Source organism: Thalassospira lucentensis MCCC 1A00383 = DSM 14000, from assembly GCF_000421265.1.
Taxonomy (GTDB): Bacteria; Pseudomonadota; Alphaproteobacteria; order Rhodospirillales; family Thalassospiraceae; genus Thalassospira; species Thalassospira lucentensis.
The window spans coordinates 114,770-130,408 of record NZ_ATWN01000011.1 but is presented as its reverse complement, the minus strand read 5'-3'; the positions used below and the strand labels follow the sequence as shown (position 1 = coordinate 130,408).

15 protein-coding genes are annotated in these 15,639 nt (G+C 55.0%); 6 read left to right on the top strand and 9 right to left on the bottom strand.

The features are described from left to right. Positions 1 to 56: 56 nt before the first annotated feature. A complete protein-coding gene (locus K355_RS24535; protein WP_022733940.1) occupies positions 57 to 518 on the bottom strand; it encodes a MarR family winged helix-turn-helix transcriptional regulator in 462 nt (153 codons plus the stop codon). A 107-nt stretch (positions 519 to 625) separates the two neighbouring features. Here K355_RS24535 and K355_RS0119980 point away from each other — a divergent pair, with 107 nt between their 5' ends. Further along, positions 626 to 1,114: a hypothetical protein gene (locus K355_RS0119980; protein ID WP_022733939.1), complete on the top strand. Its 489-nt coding sequence runs from the start codon at positions 626 to 628 to the stop codon at positions 1,112 to 1,114. Positions 1,115 to 1,122: 8 nt separating this feature from the next. Here K355_RS0119980 and K355_RS0119975 read toward each other — a convergent pair whose 3' ends face one another. The 4 genes from K355_RS0119975 to K355_RS0119960 all read right to left on the bottom strand — a co-directional run bounded on the left by K355_RS0119975 (position 1,123) and on the right by K355_RS0119960 (position 3,592). Then, the gene (locus tag K355_RS0119975; protein WP_022733938.1) at positions 1,123 to 1,845 is read right to left on the bottom strand and encodes an LrgB family protein; all 723 of its coding nucleotides are present in this window, start codon (positions 1,843 to 1,845) and stop codon (positions 1,123 to 1,125) included. Next, complete coding sequence (locus K355_RS0119970) at positions 1,845 to 2,222, bottom strand: CidA/LrgA family protein (RefSeq protein WP_022733937.1); 378 nt, start codon at positions 2,220 to 2,222, stop codon at positions 1,845 to 1,847. Before K355_RS0119970 ends, K355_RS0119975 begins: the two co-directional genes overlap by 1 nt. Positions 2,223 to 2,471: 249 nt before the next feature. Further along, the gene (gene arsC, locus K355_RS0119965; protein WP_022733936.1) at positions 2,472 to 2,807 is read right to left on the bottom strand and encodes an arsenate reductase (glutaredoxin); all 336 of its coding nucleotides are present in this window, start codon (positions 2,805 to 2,807) and stop codon (positions 2,472 to 2,474) included. A 68-nt stretch (positions 2,808 to 2,875) separates the two neighbouring features. After that, positions 2,876 to 3,592 (bottom strand): regulatory protein RecX, encoded by a 717-nt coding sequence (locus K355_RS0119960; RefSeq protein WP_028791795.1) that lies wholly within the window; start codon positions 3,590 to 3,592, stop codon positions 2,876 to 2,878. A gap of 94 nt (positions 3,593 to 3,686) precedes the next feature. Between K355_RS0119960 and K355_RS0119955 the strand changes: the two genes are divergently transcribed. The 5 genes from K355_RS0119955 (at position 3,687) to K355_RS0119935 (ending at position 8,658) form a co-directional block, all read left to right on the top strand. Next, positions 3,687 to 4,481 (top strand): ABC transporter permease, encoded by a 795-nt coding sequence (locus tag K355_RS0119955; protein ID WP_028791794.1) that lies wholly within the window; start codon positions 3,687 to 3,689, stop codon positions 4,479 to 4,481. A gap of 245 nt (positions 4,482 to 4,726) precedes the next feature. Next, positions 4,727 to 5,884, top strand: coding sequence for an aspartate aminotransferase family protein (locus K355_RS0119950; RefSeq protein ID WP_022733933.1), 1,158 nt, complete (start codon positions 4,727 to 4,729; stop codon positions 5,882 to 5,884). A gap of 26 nt (positions 5,885 to 5,910) precedes the next feature. Continuing rightward, positions 5,911 to 6,828 (top strand): ornithine carbamoyltransferase, encoded by a 918-nt coding sequence (gene argF, locus K355_RS0119945; protein ID WP_022733932.1) that lies wholly within the window; start codon positions 5,911 to 5,913, stop codon positions 6,826 to 6,828. 151 nt (positions 6,829 to 6,979) lie between these two features. After that, the gene (hslO, locus tag K355_RS0119940) at positions 6,980 to 7,939 is read left to right on the top strand and encodes an Hsp33 family molecular chaperone HslO (RefSeq protein WP_022733931.1); all 960 of its coding nucleotides are present in this window, start codon (positions 6,980 to 6,982) and stop codon (positions 7,937 to 7,939) included. A 122-nt stretch (positions 7,940 to 8,061) separates the two neighbouring features. Further along, positions 8,062 to 8,658, top strand: coding sequence for a hypothetical protein (locus K355_RS0119935; protein WP_022733930.1), 597 nt, complete (start codon positions 8,062 to 8,064; stop codon positions 8,656 to 8,658). Between the two features lie 102 nt (positions 8,659 to 8,760). Here K355_RS0119935 and K355_RS0119930 read toward each other — a convergent pair whose 3' ends face one another. The 4 genes from K355_RS0119930 to acs all read right to left on the bottom strand — a co-directional run bounded on the left by K355_RS0119930 (position 8,761) and on the right by acs (position 15,627). Continuing rightward, a complete protein-coding gene (locus K355_RS0119930) occupies positions 8,761 to 9,615 on the bottom strand; it encodes a universal stress protein (RefSeq protein WP_022733929.1) in 855 nt (284 codons plus the stop codon). A gap of 11 nt (positions 9,616 to 9,626) precedes the next feature. After that, positions 9,627 to 11,117, bottom strand: a complete 1,491-nt coding sequence (locus K355_RS0119925) for a SulP family inorganic anion transporter (RefSeq protein ID WP_022733928.1) — start codon at positions 11,115 to 11,117, stop codon at positions 9,627 to 9,629. A 223-nt stretch (positions 11,118 to 11,340) separates the two neighbouring features. Continuing rightward, positions 11,341 to 13,506, bottom strand: coding sequence for a methyl-accepting chemotaxis protein (locus tag K355_RS0119920; RefSeq protein ID WP_022733927.1), 2,166 nt, complete (start codon positions 13,504 to 13,506; stop codon positions 11,341 to 11,343). Between the two features lie 177 nt (positions 13,507 to 13,683). Continuing rightward, positions 13,684 to 15,627 (bottom strand): acetate--CoA ligase, encoded by a 1,944-nt coding sequence (gene acs, locus K355_RS0119915; protein WP_022733926.1) that lies wholly within the window; start codon positions 15,625 to 15,627, stop codon positions 13,684 to 13,686. Positions 15,628 to 15,639 lie beyond the last annotated feature (12 nt).

Genomic DNA, 15,639 nt, shown 5'->3' with positions numbered 1-15,639 from the left:
GCTACCACCCGCATCGCAACGGGGCATCCCGCCACACGGACGGTTAAGTCGGCATGTTATTTCGGTACGGGGTGTTTCTGGTTTTCTTCTGTGCGGGTCAGGGCCATGGTGACCTTGCCCAGCGCGTCCAGCAAAACGCGTTGTTCCAGACTGTTTAAGCCTGACAGGGCAGTTTCGTTGACCTGATTGACGATGGCCTGAATGTCTTGTGCCTTGTCACGGGCCGCAGCACTCAACCGGATGTGGGTAATGCGGCGATCTTCGCCGTCTTTTTCCCGCTCGATCCATCCATCGCGTTCCATGCGATTGAGCGTCGCGGCCATGGTGGGTTGTTCAATGCCAGCACCAAGGGCCAGCTGCTTTTGCGTGCGTGCCGTGCCATCCGCCAGCGCAAAGAAAACCGGCAGGTATCCACTGCTCATGCCCATGGGTTTGAGTTTCTGGTCAATGGCACGCGCAAACAGGCGTGCAGCCCAATTGGTCATATATCCCGCAGACTGGGTTCGTTTCAGCGGCATGGAGGCTCCTGTGTGCATTTAGATGCATAGCTTGCTATGTAATATATAGTATGCTATTTAAATACGTGTGGCGCCACATCGCAATCCTTGTTCAAAAAGAGATGACGATGTCCATATCAACAAACACTCTATTGCGCACCCTTCACCGTATTGCCGGTGGGGCGGCGTTCCTTTTGATTGCTACGTTCTGGCTGGCAACGGTGCTTGTCGAACTTGGTGGATCACATGTTCAAATCGTTGCGGTTAAAACGGCAGTTGCGTGGGGGGTACTGCTGCTTGTTCCCACACTGGCTGCGACCGGTGCGTCAGGTCTTCGTTTGGCGCGCGGGCATATTTCCGGTGTTTTGGCACTCAAACTGCGCAGGATGAAATTCATTGCGGCCAATGGCCTTCTCATCCTTGTCCCAAGTGCCGTATCTTTGGCGATCCTTGCCAATCGTGGTGACCTGGATGGCCTGTTTGTAGCACTTCAGGCGGTTGAATTGATTGCCGGTGGGGTCAATCTTGTTCTGATCGGGTTAAACATTCGTGATGGGCTGCGCATGCGTCGCCTTGCCGGGCGTGATACCCGGTACCGTGCTCCTCTGGCCCGATGATATTTGTCTTACCCGAATATCCAGTGCCATAAAAACGGGATGGTGATGGCGGTTGCCATGGTGTTTAGCCCCATCGCCAATCCGGAAAAAGCCCCCGCCGTTTCATTGACCTGAAAGGCGCGCGCGGTTCCAATCCCGTGCGATGCGACGCCCATGGCAAAGCCCCGTGCCCGCCAGTCTTTCAATCGCGCCATATTCATCACCATCGGGCCAAGTGTCGCCCCGACAATACCCGTGGCAATGACGCAAACCGCCGTCAGGGCCGGAACGCCACCAATGTTTTCGGCAATGCCCATGGCAACCGGGGTGGTCACCGATTTTGGGGCCAGTGACGCCAGTGTTTCCGGACTTGCGCCCAAAGCCCACGCCAAAAGAACCGTGCTGGCACTGGCAACCAAGGATCCGAATAAAACACCAAAGACAATTACCGGCATGGCGCGTTTAAGCGTTTCGGTTTGACGAAACAGCGGCACGGCCAAGGCAACGGTGGCCGGGCCAAGCAGGAAGTGCACAAACTGTGCGCCTTCGAAATAGGTGGCATAGGGCGTGTCTGTCATCTTGAGAAGAAACGCGATCAGCGCAATGGCAATCACGACCGGATTGCACATCGGGTTGCGGTTGCTTTTCTGATACAGCCAGAACCCGATGGAATAGGCGACAAGCGTGATGGTTAGTCCGGTCAGCGGTTTGGTCGACAGATAAACCCAAAGCTGTGTGATATCGGTTTCCATTACGATGCATCCTTTGCGCTATCTGGGGTGGATACATCGGTTTGTTTAGGCAGAAGCTTTGACATCAGCATCGCGGTCAGCACGATGGCGAGCAAGGTCGAGACAATCAAAGACGCCGTAATCGGCAGCCAATCGCCCTTAAGCCGGTCAATCTGGGTGACAACGCCGACACCGGCGGGCACAAACAGCAATGAAAAATGGATCAGAAGGTTATCGGCCGCATCGGTCAGGACCTTTGGCGGTTTGCGACTGATCAACAAGCCAAAGAACAACAGCACCAGACCGATCACAGGTCCGGGTACCGGCAGGTCAAACAGTTCCGATATGACTTCGCCAAACAATTGGCAAACAAGGATCAGGGCGAATGCGGCAATCATCAATGGCCTCCCGATAGGTGCGGTTCATTTATGCGTTTCTGAGCCTATGACATAATGGCATTCGGGGCTTTAGACTTTTACTAATAACGAAAAACGCCCGTGCCAAAGCGGCACAGGCGTTTGATGTTACGGGTGTTTCCCGGCTTTCTAACAGGGAGCCTGGGCATACATGGATGCCCGCCTTCGCGGGCATGACGTAAAAAGATGGACGGTGGCCGCAAGCAACCATCCTATGCAGCCTGTGGGCGATTACAGAATATCGAGCACGTTTTCCGGTGGGCGGCCCAGAACGGCCTTGTGGCCATTGACTACAATCGGACGTTCGAGCGCGCGCGGATGGGCGCAAAGCGCCTCGATAAGCTCCTGCCCACGCAGATCGGCAATGCCTTCTTCTTTGGCTTCTTTTTTGCGCAGGATGTCTTCGGGCTGCATGCCGAGCATCTCAATCAGTTCTGACATTTCTTGCGGGGACGGCGGTGTGTCGAGATAAAGAATGACATCGGGTGTGATGCCTTTTTCTTCGATCAGGGCCAGTGTCTGACGCGATTTGGAACAGCGCGGATTGTGATAGATGCGGACCATCATGTCTGGGGTCTCCGTATCAACAGGGATGCAAAAGGATGGATTAGTGATAACCGCCTTTGATCCGGCGATCAAATGCCGTCAATCATCGACAACAGATCTTTCAGTTCATCAAGGTCGCTGTTGATGATGCGGGTGGCGGTGTCATAGCCAAATCCCTGTCGGGCGAGGGCGGCCATATCTTTTTCGCGTTTTTCGTCGCGGATATCGGGGCGGCGCCAAGGGCCAAGACGCCGACGACGGGCATAGGCGGCAGCGGCGGCGATGTTTGGATCGGTGCCCCGAACTTCTTCATAGGCGGCTTGGTCGGCTTCGGCCTTAAGTTCCTTAATCGCGTGATCAATCTGGTGCGATGCAATGCCGCGTGCCGATAAGTCAGCCGCAATCACCCGGATGGCCTTGCCCTTGCGCAAAAGCGATCTTGCCCGTCCCTTGGCATAGGCATCATCATTGATAAAACCAGCCTGTTCGCAGGCAGACAGAACCGACTTCATCCAGTTTTCGGCTTCTTCGGGGTCGGTGCCATATTCCGCCGCCGACAGACGTATTTTACCGCGCATCAGTTTTTCAAGCCGGGCACGTGAGGCGGCAAACCGTTCAAGATACCAGGTCGCGTAATTCATCAGATAATCGCGCGTGACACGGCGCGGGCGGTTGGCTTCGCGCTGCTTGTCCTTGGCGTTTTGGGCATTTTTCCGGTTTGAGGTCGAAAAACGGGCATTTCCGACCGGCTTGTTTTCGCCGTCAGACTCCAGGGTTTCCGGGCCTTGGCGCTGTTTTTGTGTCATGTTCGCCATCATGAATGAATACGCACCCTTGCAACAAGTACCCTACTCTCCCTATTTTACCGGCAATTGTCTGCATTTTTCCGAAGGAAATTCTATGAGTGAACTAGCCCCACGTCAGATGGGCGCGGTCAACTGGCTTGGTCTTTGGACGCTGTATGCCAAGGAAGTTCGACGCTTCCTCAATGTGCATCTGCAAACCATTGGCGCGCCGGTTGTGACCAGTCTTCTGTTTCTTGCTGTGTTTCTGCTGGCGCTTGGCCGGGCGGTTGAGACAGTAAATGGCATTGCCTTCGCCACCTTCCTCGCGCCCGGTCTTGTCATGATGACTATGGCGCAAAACGCCTTTGCCAATTCATCAAGTTCGCTGACGATTGCGAAAGTTCAGGGCAATATTGTCGACGTTTTGATGCCGCCATTGTCGCCTGGTGAAATGGTTGCCGGGTTTGCCTTTGGTGCGGTGACCCGTGGTGTGATGGTGGGTGCTGTTACCGCCATTGTCATGGCGTTCTTTGTCGATATCCGCATCCATAACATCTGGGCGATCCTGTATTTCGGGATTTCTGCGTCCTTGATGCTAGCCCTTCTGGGGATTGCGGGCGGCGTCTGGGCCGAGAAGTTCGACCATATCGCGGTTGTCACCAACTTTGTCGTCACTCCGCTGTCGTTCCTGTCAGGCACGTTTTACAGTGCGGACAGCCTGCCCGAAGCGGGGCAGATTCTGGTGCATTTCAACCCGTTCTTCTACATGATTGACGGGTTCCGTTATGGCTTTACCGGCATTTCGGACGGCACCATCATGACCGGCGTTGTTGTGTTGGCAGCGGTCAATGCGTTGCTGTGGTTGCTGTGCTATCGCATGATCAAAAGCGGGTATAAGCTTAAGGCGTAACCACGCCAAACAGCGCGGTCTGGCGCAAAATCCAATCAATCGGGCAGCATCACATCGTGGATGCTGCCCTTTTTCATTGTGGAGGCCAGTTTGTGCTGTACGGTCTACGGGGTTTTGCGGCGTTGACAGACATCAGGAATCTCTTGATACTCCCCGGCTTCCCGGTATTCTGCCGGTACTGACCAAACGGTCAAGAATGTGATTTTTACCCTAATTCGAGGAATGAAAAAGTGATTACTCCCGTCATGCCGACCTACGCGCGGGCCGATCTGGCCTTTGAGAAAGGTGTTGGACCTTATCTCTTTGCGCAGGACGGCCGACGATTCCTCGATTTCGGGTCGGGTATTGCGGTCAATACCCTTGGCCATTCGCACCCGCATCTTGTTAAGGAACTGACCGAACAGGTTGGCAAACTTTGGCATACATCGAACCTGTATCAGATGCCCGGTCAGCAGAAACTGGCCGAACGTCTGATTGCCCATAGTTTTGCCGATACGGTGTTCTTCTGTAATTCTGGTGCGGAAGCCAATGAAGCGGGCATCAAGATGCTGCGCCGGTATCAGCATGTGTCGGGCCATGCGCAAAAGAATCGCATATTGGTCGCGACCAATGCGTTCCATGGCCGGACCTTGGGCACGCTGACCGCGGGCTATAGCGAAAAATACCGTGAGGGCTTTGGCCCGATGCCCGACGGCTTTGACCGGGTGGCGTTTGGCAATCTCAATGAATTGCGTAATGGCATTACCGAAAACACCGGCGGTATTTTGCTTGAACCCATTCAGGGCGAAGGCGGGATTTGCAAGGCGCCTGATGGTTATCTTGAAGGGGTGCGCAAGGCGGCCGACGAGTTTGGCCTGCTTGTGATGTTTGACGAAGTTCAGACCGGCATTGGCCGGACCGGCAAGCTGTTTTGCTATGAATGGTCAGACATGCAGCCCGATATTGTGTCTTCTGCCAAGGGTCTTGGCGGCGGGTTCCCGATCGGCGCCCTTTTGGCCAATGAAAAGGCGGCTTCTGCCTTTTCGCCGGGCATGCATGGGACGACCTTTGGCGGCAATCAGCTGGCAACGGCGGCGGCCAATGCGGTGCTTGATGAAGTTCTGAAACCCGGTTTCCTGGACCATGTGCTTGAGATGAGCGGCTTGATCCGTGATGGGCTTGATGCGATTGCGCGCAAGCATCCGGGCTTTATCGACGAAGTACGCGGCAAGGGCCTTCTTTTGGGCATGAAAACGGTGCCAAACAACGGTGATGTTGTTGCCAAACTGCGTGAGTTGAACCTTTTGACGGTTCCGGCAGGCGACAATGTGGTGCGACTTATACCGCCGCTTAACATCACCAAAACCCATGTTGACGAGGCGCTGACCGCAATTGATGCGTGCGCGGCTGCTCTCGCGTCGTAATGGCGCGCAGTAAGGAAGATTGATTTATGACTGATATTCGCCATTTTCTCGATATCGATGTGCTGCCGTCTGGCACGCTGAACGATATTCTGACCCTTGGGGATTCCGAAAAAGCGGGTAAAGCCCCGTTTGGGGACAAGCCGCTTGCGGGTAAGACTCTGGCCCTTATTTTTGAAAAGCCATCGACCCGTACGCGCGTGTCGTTTGAAGTTGGCATGCGCCAGCTTGGCGGGGATGTTGTTGTGCTTGATGCCGACAGCAGCCAGCTTGGCCGCGGCGAAACCATTGCCGATACGGCGCGCGTTTTGTCGCGTTTTGTCGATGCGATCATGATCCGCACCACCGATGAATCCAAACTTTTGGAAATGGCGAAATACGCCACGGTGCCGGTGATCAATGGCCTGACCGATCAAAGCCACCCGTGTCAGATCATGGCCGACCTGATGACGATCAAGGAACATAAGGGCCGTCTTGACGGGCTTAAATTTGCCTGGGTTGGCGATGGCAATAACGTGTCGGCATCCTTTATCCATGCCTCGTCGAAATTCGGCTTTTCAATGGATATGGCCTGCCCGGCGGGCTATCGCCCCAATCAGGGGATGATTGAGACCGCCAATGCCGATGGCGGCAAGGTGCGGATGACCGACCTTGATAGTGCGCTGGCCGAGGCGGATGTTGTTGTCACCGATTGCTGGGTCTCGATGGGGGACGAAGATTACGATGCCCGCATGGAGGCATTGGCCCCCTATCAGATCAACGCCAAAACCATGGCGCAAGCCAAGACGGATGCGATTTTCATGCATTGCCTGCCAGCACACCGCAACGAAGAAGTCACCGACGAGGTGATCGACGGCCCGCAATCGGTGGTGTTTGACGAAGCGGAAAACCGTCTGCATGCGCAGAAAGGGGTTCTGCTATACTGCTTTAACGGCTTGCCATCGTGAGTAGGCAACCTAAATAAGTCATTACGAATTCGCGAGGGGCGGCTTTAGTCGCCCCTTTTGCTATGCGTCGAGCGCGATATCGAATCGTCTCGACAATGCGGGGCTGGTCTTGTTATACGGCCCCAAACACGCACAACACCGGAAGCCGAACATGCAGATCGCTGTCGATTTTTGCCAGCCTTTCACGCTGGATCATTCCAACATTCGTGGCCGCTTTACGCGCCTTGGCCCATTGGTGCAGACCATCATTGGTCAGCACAGTTATCCTGCGCTTGCCAACCACCTTTTGGGTGAGATGATTGGCCTTGCGGTGCTGTTGTCGTCGTCGTTGAAGTATGACGGGCTGTTTACCCTTCAGACATCGTCGGACGGGCCGATCAGCATGCTTGTGGTCGATGTTGACAGTGAGGGCAACGTACGTGCGTGCCTTCGGGTTGATGAAGACCGCCTCAATACCCTGATCGCCGCCGAAGAGGGCGGGGAAGAGGCGCTTCGTGGGCAGGTTCTTAAACTGATGGGCAACGGGCATATTGCCTTTACGGTCGATCAGGGCGATGAACATGAACGCTATCAGGGTATTGTGTCGCTTGAAGGGGCTACCCTTTCGGAATGTGCAGAGGCCTATTTCCGCCAGTCCGAGCAGCTTGAAGCCGCCTTCAAACTGGAAGTTCATCAGGGTGAGATTGATGCCGACTGGTGGGTTGGCGGATTGTTCCTGCAACGCTTGCCGGTCAGTGCATCTGGCGATGCCGCCACCCCGGAAGAAGGCGAAAAGGTCGCCGAGGACTGGAACAGGTCAAAAATCCTGATGACCAGTGCGACGGAAACCGAACTTGTCGATATTTCACTGTCGGCACATGATTTGATCTGGCGCCTGTTCCATGATGAAGAACCGCGTGTGTTCGAACAGGCGGAATTGCGGTTCAAATGTCGCTGTTCGCGCGAAAAGATCGAAGGCGCGCTTGTGACCTATCCACTCGACGAATTACTGTCGATGCGCGAAAGTGACACCGGTGAAGTTGCGGTGTCGTGCCAGTTCTGCAACACGCGCTATGGCTTTAACGAAGCAGACATTCGGGCTTTTAAGGCCGATGACGCGCAAAGTTCATAAAAAGATTACAGCGCATTAGCCTGTCACAGGCTTGCCTTAATCATCACGCAACGTCACCATGGAAAACCAAATCCATGGTGACGTTTTTGTATGAGTTTTGAATGACGAGGGAGTTTGATTTCATGAAGGTATTGTCCATCAATGGCATGCGCGCAAGCATTGCCGGTGTCATGGTTGCGCTGCTGGCGGCCTGCACCAGCACGCCGGTGGCAAATTACCCCGATGTCACCTGGCGTCATCTTCAACCGATTGTGTTTGCCGCCGGGCCGGTTGAAAAAGTTGCTGCGTGGGATTCAAAAGTGAATGGTTCCATGGCCAGCAGCCTGCCCTTCAGCCTTGGCAAAATGGCAATGAACTGGCCCGATGACCGTATCCAGACGGCCGGTACCAGCGACATGCTGCGCTATTCCGTGACCGAGGCGTCGATCACGTCAAACGCGCTTAAAACGACCAAGGGCATCAAAGGTGCCTTTACCGATGATCAGTCTGAAAATATCGAGTTGAAGGTTGCGGCCAAGCTTGAACTTCTCGATGCCAATGGCGTTCAGAAGGGCGAAGTGCAGGCCATGGCCGCACGGTCGCACACACTTTCAGAATCAATGTCGGTCGCCGAGCGTGAAAAAGCAATTTATGACGAAACAGCCACCTTGCTGATGGACCTTGATCGCGAACTTGAACGTCAGATCAACGCCAATCTTGGACGTTTTCTGGTCCGCTGAACAGGCCCTGAGCCTAAGACGCGAAATTCATTATGTATGACAAAAGCCCGGCAGGTGATCTGCCGGGCTTTTTATTTGTCTGATGATTGCGTTTTACCCGACTTAGCGGAACATCATCACCGGGACATGGCAGGAGCGCACCATTTCGGTGGTGGTGCTGCCGATGATCAGGTTGCGGATGCGCGAATGGCCATAGGCGCCCATGACCAGAAGGTCGATGTTATCGGCTTCGATCCGGTCCTTGATCACGTCTTCGGGTTCGCCTGCGGCGAACTCGGCGTTGACGCTATAGCCTGCGGTGCGCAGGATTTCTGCGGCCTGATCGAGTTTTTCCTGCAGGCTGTCGGTTGATTTGCCAACGCACAGCAAGGTGCAGGGCAAATCGGTAAACAGCTTGCCCGCAGCAATGTGGCGCACAGCCTTCATGGCACTTTCCCCACCATCAAAGGCGATCAGGAATTTCTCGATTGGTTTGAACGCACGTGATGCCACCAGAACCGGTTTGTGGGCGGCCCGGACAACCCGTTCAAGGTTTGATCCCAGATGCAGTTTGGCAAAATCGGCGGCTTCACCGCGTTTGCCAATCACGATCAAATCCGCGTCGCCTTCAAATTCGGCAAGGCTTTCGATCAGATCGCCGTGGCGCAATTTGGTGCCAACGGTTTTAAGCCCACCTTCCTCAAGCCCGGATTTGGCTTCTTCAAGAAGAAGTCGCCCGCGTTTGAGCTCAAGCTTGGCTTTCTGCTCATCCAGATCGGAAAGTTCCTTAAGCAAGGCTGTGCGTGCGCCAAGCTTAAGATTACCACTCAGATCAGCAGGTTCGGAACCCACACCGCGTCGGCCAAGAACATGCATCAGGTCAACCGATGCATCGGTGCGCTCGGCAACCCAGCGTGTGAGGTCGCAAACGCTTTGCGAATAACCCGATCCGTCAATCAATGCGATCAGATGTGTCATGATCGTTCCCCCTAGTGGCCCATCAGGCGTTCAAGCGCGCCGGGCTTATCATGGATGGCCAGTTTATCGACGATTGTCTCGCTGGCTTCATTGAGACCGATCAATTCGACTTCGGCCCCTTCACGACGGAATTTCAGCACGACCATATCAAGGGCTGCAACACTTGAAATGTCCCAGATATGCGCGTGGCTGACATCAATGGTCACTTTGTCCAGCGCCTCGCGGAAATCAAACGCCTTGGTGAAGTCTTCGACCGAGGCAAAGAAAATCTGACCACGGACTTCATAAGTGCGGTGCGCACCAGCATCATCAAGCGTGCTGGTGATGCGGAAAATCTGCGCGATTTTCCAGGCAAAGAAAATACCCGACAGCAACACACCGACCAGAACACCAATCGCCAGATTGTGCGTACCAACCACGGTAATCACGGTGGCGAGCATCACAATCGACGAACTGCGCGGGTGGTGTTTGAGGTCCTTGATCGATGACCAACTGAATGTCCCGATGGAGACCATGATCATGATGGCAACAAGGGCCGGCATCGGAATGATCGCTACCAGATCGCCCAGAACCACAATCAGGATCAGAAGATAAATACCCGCAAGGAAGGTCGATAAACGGCCACGACCGCCCGATTTGACGTTGATCACGGACTGACCAATCATTGCACAGCCTGCCATGCCCCCGATGAAACCGGTGAAGAAGTTGGCAATGCCCTGACCGTAACATTCACGCGTGCGGTCTGACGATGTGTCGGTCAACTCATCGACGATCTGTGCGGTCATCAGGCTTTCCAAAAGACCAACGGCGGCAACCGCTGCCGAATAGGGCAGGATGATCAGGAAGGTATCAAGGTTAAGCGGAATGTTGGGCAAATAGATTGCCGGGAAGGCATCGGGCAATGCGCCCATATCGCCAACCGTGCGCACATCGGCATGAATTGCCAGCGACACAAAGGTCAGAACCACAATGCACACCAGTGGCGACGGGATGGCCTTGGTAATGCGTGGGAACAGATAAATAATCGCAAGGCCACCGGCAACCATCACATAGGTCATATAGCTGACATTGGTCAGTTCGGGCAGCTGCGCCATGAAGATCAAAATGGCGAGCGCATTGACAAAGCCGGTCATCACCGATTTGGACACAAAGCGCATCAGGCTGCCAAGGCGAAGTGCGCCGGCCACCATCTGAATCACGCCAGCCAGAACCGTTGCCGCCAACAGATAATCAAGCCCGTGCTCACGCACAAGCGAGCCCATCAAAACAGCGGTGGCCGCAGTCGCTGCCGAAATCATGCCCGGACGCCCGCCAAAAATCGCGGTGATCACGGCGATTGAGAAGGAGGCATAAAGCCCGACCTTGGGATCAACCCCGGCAATGATTGAAAAGGCAATTGCCTCGGGGATCAGGGCAAGTGCCACCACAAGGCCCGAAAGCACATCGCCGCGAATATTGCCAAGCCATTCAGCCCGCAAACGCGGAAGAAAATCGCTGTTCACAGAAAATCTCCGTCTCCGTCAAGCCCATTCGGTTCGGGGGGCTGTCCCCGGGGCTGGAATGTTATCAGGCGGTATGGCGTCAACCCGTCGGCCATATTGGTCGGCGACCGGGTCTGCGTGCCTGCCCGTTAAGGTGCTGCGTCGCAGCAGGGCTGTACCTATACTAATTTAGGCATCAGCACAACCACAGGGGCAGGGTGCCAAATACATTGTCAGACCCTATTTATACGACTGTTCGATGATCATCCTGAATGGCACGGACAAAGCGATCTATTTCAGAACGGAGGTTCTCGGCCTGAATGGAGACCTCACGTGCGGCATGGGTGACGTCATATGTTGCGGTCTCGCTTTTACCGGCTGCTGCACTGACCCCGTTGATGCTGCTCAGGACTTCCTGTGTGCCATGGGCCGTATCACGTGCACTCAGTGCTATGTTGTTGGTTGCTTCGCCCTGCAGGCTTACAGCATGTGCAACAGTGTCCGAGATTGTATTGATCTCAATCATGACGTCGGAAATGCTTTGCATGGCAACGACCGATTCCTGCGTTGCTTCCTGAATGGCAAGAACCTGTTCGCTGATTTCACCGGTTGCGCGGCTGGTCTGGGCTGCAAGGTTTTTGACCTCATTGGCAACCACGGCAAAGCCTTTGCCCGCCTCGCCGGCACGGGCCGCCTCGATGGTGGCGTTCAGGGCAAGAAGATTGGTCTGGGATGCAATGTCGCTGATCAGAGTAATAACTTCCCCGATCTTTTCGGTACTTTCAGACAGGCTTCGGACAAGGCGGTTGCTGTGTTCTGTTTTGGCAACCGCCCCATTGGCGATCTTGTTTGACGTCCGGACATGATCGCCAATTTCCTCGATGGAGGTGGAAAGCTGTGCGGCGGCAGTGGCAACCGAATTGATGTTTTCGGCGGCACGCTCAACGATGGTCACCACATCGTCGGTCAGATGTGTGGTGTCGGAAACAGCACCAGACATGATATTGGCGGTATTGCCCATGGAACTGGATGCGTTGCCTAACGATGTAACCACTTCGTCCGCCCGGCTGCGGAAGATTTCAACCGCACGCGAAATTTCCATGGCACGGGCGAGCTTTTGCGCGTTTTCTTCTTCGCGCTGGCGGGTCAGGCGGTCATTTTCAAGCAGGCTTTGTTTAAAGTTCCCCAAGGCCTGCATGATCCGGCCAATGGCGTTTTGGCTGCGTGTGGGCGGAATATCCGTTTCAAGTTTTCCTGCGGCGAGGGCCTCCATCATGCGGACAGCCTCGGTCAGCGGGCGGGTAATCCCACGTCCCAGCGACCAGCCGACAATCGTGGCAATAAGGGCGACAATCACCAGGATGACCAAGGATGCGGTACGCATATTGCGGGTTGGGGCAAAGACTTCGTCGGCGGCAACCGTCGCCAAAAGAGCGAGACGCGTGTCGGCAATATCAAGCGGAGCAAAGGCCGATACCACCATGTCACCGCCAAAATCATCGACGGTCATGGTGCCGGTTTCACCGGCCAAAGCACGATCAACCGGTTGGGCGCGGACTTCGCGTTGCAAACTGGTGGGGGTGTCCATCAAACGGGTGTCATTGCGCATCAGGCCATCGGCACCGGCAAGGAATGTGTCACCGGTTTCGCCCAGTCCCTGCCCACCTTGTAAAATGGTGTTAATCCGGTCAATTGGAATACGCACCGCCATCACCCCGATCAGGCTGGTGGCGCCGTCGTCATAAATGGGAGCGGCCATGAAGGCCGATGGTGCGCCGTCGGCCGGTTGGTAAGTGGTGAAATCAACAAAGCTGACCGATCCCGGTTTTGCACCGTGCGACAGGGCAAAGGCCTGCCCTAAACCGGACGCGGCGGCAGTGTCTTTGGTCAGGTCTTCGGAGAAATCACTGGTTTTCGCAACGCTGTAAAGGACATGACCGCTGGCATTGATCAGATAGATATCGGCATAGGACCGCTCGTGGCGGAGCTGTCGCAGCCAAGGGTGATACTGGCGATGGATATCGGAATAGGTCGATCCGTCCGGTGCCTGATCAAGGATGTCGCGCTGATTGGGTGTATTGGGATTTTGATTGATGTAAAGGTCCTGAAGCGTTTCCATCGCCCCACTGCCTAGTTCCGACCACGCAAAATCGAAAATGGTGACAGATTGGCGCAAGGCCGGGCTTGAGGATTGCAGAACCAGATCCTGTTTTATGGATTTGAAATACCCGTCCAGTTCGCTTTGACGGGCACCAACCAAGGCAGAAAGCTTGTCCGTTGCCCCGGAATTTAAGGCATCTCGCGCGATCAAATAACTTGAAAGGGCTGTGGTAGCAGCAGCAATGATGGCCAAAAACGCGATGGTGGTTGGTATCACGCGGCGTAGCGACATCGAGGCAAGGATCGACACGGCGTCCTCCCGGGCGGGTTTTAAAATGAGTGTTCCATTATTGACTATTGGAAAATGTCGATCCGGCGAATTCACTTAATGGTGTGTGACGTGTGAGTGTTTACCCCAAAAGCAAAAGGCCCCCGCAAAGATGCGGAGGCCTTTTTAGTCAGGTCAAAAGCAGTCGCGTGTGGGCGCCTAGCGATTCTGACGGTTATCAATCAGATCATCGACAACACCCGGATCGGCAAGGGTGGATGTATCGCCCAGCTGATCATATTCATTGGCGGCAATCTTGCGCAGGATACGGCGCATGATTTTGCCTGAACGGGTTTTGGGCAAGCCCGGCGACCATTGCAGGTAATCGGGGCTGGCGATCGGGCCAATTTCCTTGCGGACCCATTTGACCAGCTCAACACGGAGTTCCTCGGTCGGTTCCTCGTCGGCATTGAGCGTGACATAGGCATAGATGCCCTGACCCTTAATGTCGTGGGGAACACCCACCACGGCGGCCTCTGCCACCTTGGGATGGGCGACAAGTGCGCTTTCGACTTCTGCCGTCCCCATGCGGTGACCCGATACGTTGATCACGTCATCAACGCGGCCTGTGATCCAGTAATACCCATCGTCATCGCGCCGCGCGCCATCACCAGTGGTGTAGGCATTGGCAAAGGTGCTGAAATAGGTCTGGATGAAGCGTTCATGGTCGCCGTAGACCGTGCGCATCTGACCCGGCCAGCTGTCCTTGATCACAAGGTTGCCATCGGTGGCCCCGGTGAGTTCGTTGCCTTCGTTATCAAGAAGGCCCGGTTCAATGCCAAAGAACGGCAAGGTCGCCGACCCCGGTTTAAGGTCGGTTGCACCGGGAAGCGGAGAAATCAGGATGCCGCCGGTTTCGGTCTGCCACCAGGTATCGACAATCGGACAGGTCCGGTTGCCGACATGTTCGTAATACCATTCCCATGCTTCGGGGTTGATCGGTTCCCCGACCGAGCCAAGGATACGAAGCGATGACAGGTCGGCCTTTTTGACCCAGCTTTCGCCTTCGCGCATGAGCGCCCGGATCGCGGTCGGTGCGGTATAGAAAATGTTGACCTTGTGCTTTTCACAAACCTGCCAGAAACGCGATGCGTCCGGATAGCTTGGCACACCTTCAAACATCAGGGTCGTCGCGCCATTGGCCAGCGGACCATAGACGATATAGCTGTGGCCAGTGACCCAGCCAACATCGGCCGTGCACCAGTAAATATCGCCTTCGTGATAATCAAAGACATACTCGTGCGTCATCGACGCATAAACAAGATAACCGCCCGAGGTGTGCAAAACACCCTTCGGCTTGCCGGTTGAGCCCGATGTATAAAGAACAAACAGCGGGTCCTCGGCATTAACCTCGGTCGGCGGGCAATCGGGCGAGGCGGCGGCACAGGCTTCGTGATACCAGACATCACGCGCATCGTTCCATGCGACGTCCTTGCCGGTGCGTTTGACCACAACCAGCTTTTCAACGGATTTCACGCCGGGATGCGAAAGCGCCTCGTCGGCGTTGCGTTTGAGCGGAACCGCACGGCCGCCACGCAGGCCTTCGTCCGATGTAATCACGACTTTTGCGCCGCAATCTTCAACACGACCGGCAAGGGCTTCGGGTGAGAAGCCACCAAACACGATGGAATGGATCGCGCCAATACGTGCGCAGGCCAGCATCGCAACCGATGCTTCGGGGATCATCGGCAGATAAATGACAACGCGGTCACCTTTGCCTACACCCATCGATTTCAGCGCATTGGCGAAACGGCAGGTGCGTTCATGCAGGTCGCGATAGGTAATATGTTCGGAAACGCTGGGGTCATCGCCTTCGAAAATGATGGCGGTCTGATCGCCGCGTTTTTCCAGATGACGGTCAAGACAGTTGGCCGAAACGTTCAGCGTGCCGTCTTCATACCATTTGATGTAAAGGTCGTTGGCGTCATAGCTGACATTTTTGACTGTGGAGTAGGGTTTGATCCAGTCAATGCGCTTGCCGTGTTCGCCCCAGAAACCCTCCGGATCCTCAATCGACTGCTTGTACATAGCGTCGTATTTGGATTTGTCGATCAGGGCATTTTTTGCGATGTCGTCGGGGACGGGATAAACGTTCGCAGACATATGTGGCCTCTT

What these genes read in the sequence shown, in the direction of transcription:
- K355_RS24535 (WP_022733940.1), bottom strand. Translation starts at nt 518, where the DNA reads ATGCCGCTGAAACGAACCCAGTCTGCGGGATATATGACCAATTGGGCT.
- K355_RS0119980 (WP_022733939.1), top strand. Translation starts at nt 626, where the DNA reads ATGTCCATATCAACAAACACTCTATTGCGCACCCTTCACCGTATTGCC.
- K355_RS0119975 (WP_022733938.1), bottom strand. Translation starts at nt 1,845, where the DNA reads ATGGAAACCGATATCACACAGCTTTGGGTTTATCTGTCGACCAAACCG.
- K355_RS0119970 (WP_022733937.1), bottom strand. Translation starts at nt 2,222, where the DNA reads ATGATTGCCGCATTCGCCCTGATCCTTGTTTGCCAATTGTTTGGCGAA.
- arsC (WP_022733936.1), bottom strand. Translation starts at nt 2,807, where the DNA reads ATGATGGTCCGCATCTATCACAATCCGCGCTGTTCCAAATCGCGTCAG.
- K355_RS0119960 (WP_028791795.1), bottom strand. Translation starts at nt 3,592, where the DNA reads ATGACACAAAAACAGCGCCAAGGCCCGGAAACCCTGGAGTCTGACGGC.
- K355_RS0119955 (WP_028791794.1), top strand. Translation starts at nt 3,687, where the DNA reads ATGAGTGAACTAGCCCCACGTCAGATGGGCGCGGTCAACTGGCTTGGT.
- K355_RS0119950 (WP_022733933.1), top strand. Translation starts at nt 4,727, where the DNA reads ATGCCGACCTACGCGCGGGCCGATCTGGCCTTTGAGAAAGGTGTTGGA.
- argF (WP_022733932.1), top strand. Translation starts at nt 5,911, where the DNA reads ATGACTGATATTCGCCATTTTCTCGATATCGATGTGCTGCCGTCTGGC.
- hslO (WP_022733931.1), top strand. Translation starts at nt 6,980, where the DNA reads ATGCAGATCGCTGTCGATTTTTGCCAGCCTTTCACGCTGGATCATTCC.
- K355_RS0119935 (WP_022733930.1), top strand. Translation starts at nt 8,062, where the DNA reads ATGAAGGTATTGTCCATCAATGGCATGCGCGCAAGCATTGCCGGTGTC.
- K355_RS0119930 (WP_022733929.1), bottom strand. Translation starts at nt 9,615, where the DNA reads ATGACACATCTGATCGCATTGATTGACGGATCGGGTTATTCGCAAAGC.
- acs (WP_022733926.1), bottom strand. Translation starts at nt 15,627, where the DNA reads ATGTCTGCGAACGTTTATCCCGTCCCCGACGACATCGCAAAAAATGCC.